This window comes from Halomonas sp. YLB-10, assembly GCF_003856855.1.
Lineage (GTDB): Bacteria > Pseudomonadota > Gammaproteobacteria > Pseudomonadales > Halomonadaceae > Halomonas > Halomonas litopenaei.
In genome coordinates this window covers 18,533-27,689 of the sequence record NZ_RRCU01000013.1, presented here as the reverse complement: position 1 = coordinate 27,689, position 9,157 = coordinate 18,533, and the positions used below count along the sequence as shown (strand labels likewise).

Annotated in this window: 6 protein-coding genes; 5 read left to right on the top strand and 1 reads right to left on the bottom strand. The window is 65.1% G+C overall.

Going from position 1 to position 9,157, the window contains the following annotated elements:
- On the bottom strand, nt 1-3,808 hold a 3,808-nt coding region (locus EBB56_RS21505), incomplete at its 3' end, for an S-layer family protein (protein WP_124805293.1).
- Between the two features lie 441 nt (nt 3,809-4,249).
- Between EBB56_RS21505 and truA the strand changes: the two genes are divergently transcribed.
- The 5 genes from truA (at nt 4,250) to accD (ending at nt 9,154) form a co-directional block, all read left to right on the top strand.
- Nucleotides 4,250-5,260, top strand: coding sequence for a tRNA pseudouridine(38-40) synthase TruA (gene truA / locus EBB56_RS21500; protein WP_108133026.1), 1,011 nt, complete (start codon nt 4,250-4,252; stop codon nt 5,258-5,260).
- Nucleotides 5,260-5,898: a phosphoribosylanthranilate isomerase gene (locus tag EBB56_RS21495; RefSeq protein WP_108133027.1), complete on the top strand. Its 639-nt coding sequence runs from the start codon at nt 5,260-5,262 to the stop codon at nt 5,896-5,898. Before truA ends, EBB56_RS21495 begins: the two co-directional genes overlap by 1 nt.
- An 81-nt stretch (nt 5,899-5,979) precedes the next feature.
- Entirely contained in the window at nt 5,980-7,194 is a 1,215-nt protein-coding gene (gene trpB / locus EBB56_RS21490) for a tryptophan synthase subunit beta (protein ID WP_181248630.1), read from the top strand.
- A gap of 15 nt (nt 7,195-7,209) precedes the next feature.
- Nucleotides 7,210-8,013 carry a tryptophan synthase subunit alpha gene (gene trpA / locus EBB56_RS21485; protein WP_108448847.1) on the top strand — a complete coding sequence of 268 codons (804 nt, stop codon included), beginning with the start codon at nt 7,210-7,212 and terminating at the stop codon, nt 8,011-8,013.
- Nucleotides 8,014-8,086: 73 nt separating this feature from the next.
- Entirely contained in the window at nt 8,087-9,154 is a 1,068-nt protein-coding gene (gene accD / locus EBB56_RS21480) for an acetyl-CoA carboxylase, carboxyltransferase subunit beta (RefSeq protein WP_045992456.1), read from the top strand.
- Nucleotides 9,155-9,157 lie beyond the last annotated feature (3 nt).

Sequence of the window (9,157 nt, the reverse complement as noted above, 5' to 3'; positions counted from 1 at the left end):
CGTCGGTGGCGGTATAGTCGATGGTGGCGTTGCCGACGAAGTCGGGGTTGGGCGTGAAGGTCAGGGTACCGTCGGGGTTGACCGCAACGGTGCCGACAGCCGCGCCGCCCTGGACCGTGGCATTGGTGATGCCGTCGGAGCCATCGGCGCCGAACTGGTCATTGCCGAGCACGTCGACGGTGACGGAACCGTCATTGTCGGTGGTAGCGACGTCGGCGTTGGTCACCGGCATGTCGTCATCGACCGTGATATCGATACTGCCGGAGGCGCTGTCACCTGCACTGTCGGTGATGGTGTAGCCGACGCTGAAGTCGATGTCGCTCTCGATATTGGGGTTGGAGTGATCCAGCGGCTTAGCCAGTATCACCTTGTAGGCGCCGCTGACGATGTTGGTCAGTTGCACCGAAATGACACTATTGCCGTTGCTGTCCGTGCCAAACAGGGAAAGCCCGTTGGTGCTTAGCGACCAGTTGACCGGGCTGCCGCCGGAGGTCAGCACGGGGAGGCCGGCGGTGCTCCAGCTAAAGCTGCCGGGGCCGTCGCTGCCAAAGCTGTAGCCCAGTGAGCCAGTCGCCACGGTAGGCTCTCCCGGAACGTCACCGATGCCACCGGCGATACCGCCAGGCAGGCCATCTTCGTCGACCACAGCCGTGGGCGCGGAAGTACTGGGGTCGCCATCGCTATCGGGCGTGCTGGGGCCGGTGCCGCCGTCGGCGACTGCGACATTGAGGCTGCCGCCGACCGCGCTGCCGTCACCGTCGGTGGCGGTATAGTCGATGGTGGCGTTGCCGACGAAGCCGGGGTTGGGGGTGAAGGTCAGGGTGCCGTCGGGGTTGACGGCGACGCTACCGACGCCCGCGCCGCCCTGGACGGTGGCGTTGGTGATGCCGCCGGGGCCATCGGCGCCGAACTGGTCGTTGCCAAGCACATCAACGGTGACGGAACCGTCGTTGTCGGTAGTGGCGATGTCGGCGTTGGCCACCGGCGTGTCGTCATCGACGGTAATGCCGATAGTGCCCGAGGCGCTGTCACCGACGCTGTCGGTGATGGTGTAGCCGACGCTGAAGTTGATGTCGCTCTCGACGCTGGGGTTGGAATGATCCAGCGGCTTGGCCAGCACCACCTTGTAGATGCCGTTGGCAACGTCGGTGAGCTGGACGGAGATGACACGGTTACCTGTGTTGTCAAAGCCGACCAGCGAACGACCATTGCCGCTCAGCGACCAGATGACCGGGCTGCCGCCGGAGGTCAGGACGGGGAGGCCGGCGGTGTTCCAGCTAAAGCTGCCGGGGCCATCGCTGCCAAAGTCGTAGCCCAGTGAGCCGACCGCCGCAGTCCGTTCGCCGGCCACGTCATTGATGCCGCCGGCGATGCCGCCAGGCAGGCCGTCTTCGTCGAGTACCGCCTTGGGGGGCGTGGTGTGGGGATTGCCATCGGTCTCCGGCGTGGTGGGGCCAGTGCCGCCATCATTCACCTGGACGCTGAGGCTGCCGTTGACAGCGCTGCCGTCACCGTCGGTGGCGGTATAGTTGATGTTGGCGTTGCCGACAAAGTTCGGGTGGGGGACGAACGTCAGGGTGCCGTCGGGGTTGACGGTGACGGTACCGACACCCGCGCCGCCCTGGACGGTGGCGTTGGTGATGCCGCCGGGGCCATCGGCGCCGAACTGGTCGTTGCCGAGCACATCGACGGTGACGGAGCCGTCGTTGTCGGTGGTGGCGACGTCGGCGTTGGCCACTGGCGTGTCGTCATCGACGGTAATGCCGATAGTGCCCGAGGCGCTGTCACCGACGCCGTCGGTGATGGTGTAGCCGACGCTGAAGTTGATGTCGCTCTCGACACTGGGGTTGGAATGATCCAGCGGTTTGGCCAGCACCACCTTGTAGATGCCGTTGGCAACGTCGGTGAGCTGGACGGAAATGACACGTTCACCCGCGTTGTTGAAGCCGACCAGCGAACGACCATTGCCGCTCAGCGACCAGGTGACCGGGCTGCCGCCGGAGGTCAGGACGGGGAGGCCGGCGGTATTCCAGGTAAAGCTGCCGCGGCCGTCGCTGCCAAAGTCGTAGCCCAGCGAGCCGATCGCCGCGAGCCGTTCGCCAGCCACGTCATTGATGCCACCGGCGATGCCGCCAGGCAAGCCGTCTTCGTCGAGTACCGCCTTGGGGGGCGTGGTGTCGGGATTGCCATCGGTTTCCGGCGTGGTGGGGCCTGTGCCTGTGCCGCCGCCGTCCGTGACCCCGACACTGAGATTGCCGGTAACGGTGCTGCCATCGCCATCGGTAGCGGTGTAGTCAATCGTGGCGTTTCCGGTAAAGCCAGGGTTGGGAACAAAGGTCAGGGTGCCGTCGGGGTTGATGGTGGCGGTACCAACATCCGGGCCGCCCTGGACGGTAACACTGGTGAGCTCGCCGGGGCCATCGGCGCCAAAGTTGTCGTTGTCCAGTACGTCAACCGTGATGGGGCCGCTGTTGTCGCCTGCGGCGGTATCGTCGCCCGGCACTGGCATGTCGTCATCCACGGTAACGCGGAGGATGCCCTGCGCACTGTCGCCGTCGGCGTCGGTGATGGTGTAGCCGACGCTGAAGTTGATGTCGCTCTCGACATCGGCTCGGGGGTGATCCAGCGGCTTGAACAGGTCGACCCGGTAGGTGCCGGCGGCAAGATCGCTCAGTTCAATCGAGAGGACCTGCTGGCCGCTGGCGCTGGTGCCAAGAAGAGAGCGTCCGTCTGCGCTGAGTGCCCAGCTGACCAGGCTTCCCTGGGAGGTCAGTACCGGCAGGCCGGCGGTGCTCCAGGTGAAGCCGCCAGGGCCGTCATCGCCGAAGTTATAGCGTAGCCGGCCGGTGGCGATGGTGCGTTCGCCCGGGTAGTCATTGATGCCACCGGCGATGCCGCCGGGAAGGCCATCTTCATCGACCACCGCCTTGGGCGATACGGTGGCAGAATTGCCATCCGTCTCGGGGGTGGTGGGGCCTATCCCATTGCCGCCGGAAATGACGATGTGGGCACTGGAGCTGAAGCTGTCACCGTCGCCGTCCTTGGTGGTGATGTTGAAGTCGAGTGCGCCACTGGCATCGTTGTCGGCGCTGAAACTCCAGGTGCCGTTGGGGTTGACGGTCAAGATGCCCTTGCCGGTATCGATCGGGGTGCCGAGCGGATACTCGTTGTCGTCGGCCTGGAGGTTGACGACGGTATCGGCGACGCCGTCGGCCCCGCCTTGCTGTGACCAGGTACCGGTGACGGTATCGCCGGCTTCCAGGCTCGAGGGCGCGATAACGGTGGTGGTCGGCGAGTCATCGTCGATATCCACGCCCAGGCGTGCAGTGGCGCTATCACCATCACCATCGGTGATGGTGTAGTAGACCGAAAAGATCAGGTTGTTCTCGATGGTTGCGTCGGGATGATCGATCGGGCCGAGCAGCGAGACGCTGTAGCTGCCTGAGGCAAGATCGGTCAGCCTGACCTGAAGCAGGGTGGTGCCATCGCTGGTGGAGGCGGACAAGGTCCGGCCGCTTGCGGAAACCTGATAGGAAAGGGCCTCGCCGCCAGATGTCAGTGAAGGAAGGCCGGTGGTTTCCCAGCGAAAGGGGTGGGTCGCGGCTGGGCCGTTGGCACCGAAGTTATAGCCCAGGGTGCCGGTTGCCACGGTGTCCTGGCCAGCCGCATCCTGTGGGCCGCCAGGAATGCCATTGGGCAAGCCATCTTCATCCAGCAGCGCCAGGGCGGTGACCTGGGTGGTGCTGTCCTGCGCCAGCAGTGTGGCGGCAGTGGACTGATTCAATGATGAATCGGTGTTGAAGTTCATTGGGTAATTCCTTGCATGGATGCCGTTAGGGAAGGCGGGGCTTGTTAAACGTATGCAAGGAAAAAAGATGGCGACATTGTACTCATGGGCGGGTGCAAGGGATTCAGAGTAGAGGGTGGCAGAGGGGGGCTGAATGCCCGAAATGTGGGATGGTTTTTAAAGACCTTTTCGTCTTTTTTTTGCCTAAAAGGGTTTTTCCTTACATTGGATATCGGGCCGTATTTGAGACGATGTCGTGATGTGGGGTTCGCTGCCATGGCTGGGGGGTAAAAATGGTAATGAGCCGGTCCTGGTTTGTACGCGAAAAACGCCAGTTGTGCGCACGGCTGGCTGCCGCGACGCGGATAGGCGATAATGGCCGACTAGCGCCAGCGGTGCAGATTCGGCTGTGGAGCGCGGATCTGGTTGCCTCTATTGATTATCTTGTATTCAGCAGGTCGTATGTCCTTCTTTCACCATCTCGATGAACGTACCCCCCTCAAGGGTCGTCTGGCGCTCAGCGTCGAGTACGACGGTACCCACTATTGCGGTTGGCAGCGGCTCAAGCACGCCCCGTCGGTGCAGGGGGCGGTGGAGAAGGCGCTGGCCAAGGTGGCGGGTGTGCCGATCACGTTGCATTGCAGCGGACGCACCGACTCAGGCGTGCACGCGACCCGCCAGATCGCCCACTTCGACCCGCCGGTGGAGCGTTCCGAGAAGGCCTGGGTGTTCGGCGGCAACGCCAACCTCCCCCGGGATGTGGCGATCCGCTGGATTCGCGAGGTGCCCGACGAATTCCACGCCCGCTTCAAGGCGTTGGGCCGGCGCTATCGCTACGTCATCCTCAACCAGCCGAGCCGCCCGGTGCTGGAGCGTGCCAACGCCACCTGGTGCCGCGACCCGCTGGATGCCGACGCCATGCACGAGGCCGCCCAGGCGCTGGTCGGCGAGCACGATTTCTCGAGTTTTCGTGCCGCCGGCTGTCAGTCGAAGACGCCCTGGCGCCACCTGCACTTTATCGAGGTACACCGCCACGGCCCGCTGGTGGTGGTGGACCTTCAGGCCAACGCCTTCCTGCACCACATGGTGCGCAACATCGTCGGCGCGCTGGTGACGGTGGGACGGGGTGAGCAGGGCACCGACTACATCGCGCGACTGATGGCACTCAAGGATCGCAAGCAGAGCGATGTGACGGCGCCAGGCTGTGGGTTGCACTTCGTCGACACCCTGTACGACCCCGAGTGGCAACTGCCCGCCGAACCCTTGGGGCCGAATCTGCTGGCCTTCCTGGGGGAGTGGACAGGAGAGCGCCCGCTGCCGGACTGCCCCATGGTGGAGTTTCGCCGCGGACGTCCGATCGCCGAGACGCGCAGGGCGGTACGTGCCGAAGAGCTCGCCGACGGGCTCGGCGACGGTTTCGCTGAAGGACCTGCCGGCGCTTCGGCGGCGCACGCCGCGGACAAGGAGTCCTGATGATCGCTTCCGCGCACCGTACCCGCGTCAAGTTCTGCGGCTTTACCCGCGAAGAGGACATCGACGCCGCCGTGGCGTTGGGCGCCGATGCCTTGGGCTTTGTGCTGTGGCCCGGCAGCAAGAGGGCGGTCAGCCTGGGGCGGCTGGCCGAACTCGCGGCGCGGGTGCCGGCCTTCGTCACCCGGGTGGGGCTGTTCGTCGATGCCGACGACGAGACCATCGAAAGGGCACTGCCGTGTCTCGACCTGCTGCAGTTTCACGGTAGCGAGAGCGCCGAGGCCTGCGAGCGCTTTGCGCGCCCTTATATAAAGGCGCTGAGAATGCGCGACGGCCTCGATCTGCACGAGGCCGAACGCACCTACGCCGGCGCCCAGGCACTGCTGCTGGACGCCTATCGCCCAGGCGTGCCCGGCGGCACCGGTGACACTTTCGACTGGTCGCGCATCCCGTCGTCGCTGGCAAAACCTGTTATCCTCGCCGGTGGCCTGTCGGCGGACAACGCCGCCGAGGCGATTGACCGGGTGAGGCCCTTCGCCCTCGACGTCTCCGGGGGCATCGAAAGCGCGCCGGGCGCCAAGGATCCAGAGCGCATGCAGGCCTTTATGCGCGCCGTGGGGCAGGGCGACGCCCGCCGCTGACGCGGCAGCAGGCCCCACGCCCGGTAGCGAGCGACCATCACCGACTTTTTATTCAGCCAGTTTATCCGCAAGGAGTCCGACGTGAGCAAGTTCAGTGAACTGACCCAATGGCCTGACGCTCGGGGGCACTATGGGGCCTACGGAGGTCGCTTTGTCTCGGAAACCTTGAGCTTTGCGCTGGACGATCTGAGCCGCACCTACGAAAGCCTCAAGGACGATCCTGACTTTCAGGCCGAATTTGACCATGACCTGGCGCACTACGTCGGTCGGCCGTCGCCGCTCTATCACGCCCGGCGCTGGTCTGCGCAGCTTGGCGGTGCCCAGATCTGGCTGAAGCGCGAGGATCTCAATCACACCGGCGCCCATAAGGTGAACAACACCATCGGCCAGGCGCTGCTGGCCAAGAAGAGTGGCAAGCCCCGGGTGATCGCCGAAACCGGCGCCGGCCAGCATGGCGTGGCGACCGCCACCGTGGCGGCGCGGCTGGGCCTGCGCTGTGACGTCTACATGGGCGAGGCCGATACCGAGCGTCAGAAGCTCAACGTCTATCGCATGCGCCTGCTGGGGGCCAACGTCATTCCGGTGACTTCCGGCACCCGTACGCTCAAGGATGCCATGAACGAGGCGCTGCGCGACTGGGTCACCAACGTCGACGATACCTTCTACATCATCGGCACCGTGGCGGGGCCGCATCCCTACCCGCAACTGGTACGTGACTTCAACGCGGTGGTCGGCCGTGAAGCGCGGCGCCAGTCGCTCGAGCAGTTCGGCAAGCTGCCTGACGCGCTGATCGCCTGCGTCGGCGGTGGCTCCAACGCCATGGGGCTGTTCTATCCCTTCGTCGAGGACGACGGCGTCGAGATGTATGGCGTCGAAGCCGGCGGCGACGGGGTCGAGACCGGCCGTCACGCCGCGCCCCTGGCCTCCGGCGCGCCCCGCGGTGTGCTTCACGGCAACCGCACCTACCTGATGTCCGACGAGGGCGGCCAGGTCAGCGATACCCACTCGATCTCGGCGGGTCTCGACTACCCCGGTGTCGGACCCGAACACGCGCTGTGGAAGGACGTCGGCCGGGTCAACTATGTGGCCGCCAACGACGACGCCGTGCTTGAGGCCTTCCGTGAGCTGACCCACGTCGAGGGCATCATGCCGGCGCTGGAATCGGCCCACGCCCTGGCCCACGCCAAGGTGCTGGCGCCGACCCTGTCGCCGGACCAGAACATCGTGGTCAACCTGTCCGGGCGTGGCGACAAGGACATCCTCACCGTTGCCAAGATCGACGGAATCGACCTGTAGGAGCTAGAGAATTCCATGTCTCGTATCGATAAACGCTTTCGTTCTCTCGCCGATCAGGGTCGCAAGGCGCTGGTTCCCTACATCACCGGGGGCGACCCCACCCCTGAGGTGACCGTCGACTACATGCACGCACTGGTCGAGTCCGGCGCGGACATCATCGAACTCGGGGTCCCCTTCAGCGACCCCATGGCCGATGGCCCGGTCATCCAGAAGGCCTGTGAGCGTGCCTTGAAGCACGGCACTCGCCTGACCGATCTGCTGGCCATGGTGGCCGAGTTTCGGCGTCAGGACGACGACACCCCGGTGGTGTTGATGGGCTATCTCAATCCCATCGAGCGCATGGGTATCGAGCGCTTCGCCCGGGAGGCGAGGGCGGCCGGCGTCGATGGCGTGCTGGTGGTGGACATGCCGCCGGAAGAGGCCGATGAACTGGGGCCCTTGCTGGAAGCCGAGGATTTGGCGCCAATCTTTCTTGTCGCCCCTACCACTTCCCCAGAGCGTGCCGCTACAATATGCGCCCACGCGCATGGCTATCTCTACTATGTGTCGCTCAAGGGAGTGACCGGCTCGGCGAGCCTCAACGCCGACGATGTGGCGGCCCATCTGGCGCCGCTGCGCGAACTGACCGATCTGCCCCTGTGTGTCGGTTTCGGTATCCGCGACGGCGCCTCCGCCGCGGAAGTGGCAAAGGTTGCCGATGGCGTCATCGTCGGCAGTGCCCTGGTCTCACGCATCGCCGAGCACTGTGACGCTCCCCGCGAGGCCATCGCCGAATTGAAGGCGGTGATGACAGAGATACGCCAGGCCCTGGACGCCTGAGAGGCGATCGGGGAAGAGATTCGACCCTGTCGTCGGCCACCGCCGGCGACCGTAGCAACGGAAGACTTCTGACATGAGCTGGCTAGACAAGATTGTGCCCTCGGTGGGCCGCATTCAGCGCAAGGACCGCCGGGCGAGCGTTCCGGACGGTCTCTGGCGTAAGTGCCCCAAGTGCGAGTCGGTGCTTTACCTGCCCGAACTCGAAAAGCACCACAACGTGTGTCCCAAGTGTGATCACCATCTGCGCCTGACCGCGCGCAAGCGCCTTGACTGGTTCCTCGACAAGGAAGGTCGCGAAGAGATCGCCGCCGACCTCGAGCCGGTGGATCGTCTCAAGTTCCGTGACTCCAAGAAGTACAAGGACCGCCTGGCCGCGGCCCAGAAGGACACCGGCGAGAACGACGCCCTGATCGCCATGCGCGGTTCGCTGGATGGCCTGCCGGTGGTCGCGGTGGCCTTCGAGTTCACCTTCATGGGTGGCTCCATGGGGGCCGTGGTCGGCGAGAAGTTCGTGCGTGCCGCCACTATCGCTCTCGAAGAGGGCCAGCCGCTGGTGTGTTTCTCGGCATCCGGCGGTGCGCGCATGCAGGAAGCGCTGTTCTCGCTGATGCAGATGGCCAAGACCTCCGCCGCGCTTGAGCGCCTCAAGCAGGCCGGCGTGCCCTATATCTCGGTGTTGACCGATCCGGTGTTCGGTGGCGTGTCGGCGTCACTGGCCATGCTCGGCGATCTCAACGTGGCCGAGCCCAACGCCCTGATCGGCTTTGCCGGTCCTCGGGTCATCGAACAGACGGTGCGCGAGAAGCTGCCTGAAGGCTTCCAGCGCAGCGAGTTCCTGCTCGAACACGGCACCGTCGACATGATCGTCCATCGCCACGAGATGCGTTCGCGGCTGGGTGGGGTGCTGCGCAAGCTGACCCATCAGCCTGCGGTAGGTATCGCCGACGACAGTGAGCCCGACCTGGTGGACGCCGCCGAAGCCGCCGAGCGTGACCTGGCGGTGGCCATGGCAGACAGTGAAGGCGCCCAGGCCGAGCAAGCGCCGGAGACGGCCGAGCAGCAGACGCACAGCGACGAAGCCGATGCTGCCCAAGGCGAGGAGCCGAAGGACGGCGAACGCACCCAGGACACACCGCGCTAGCCC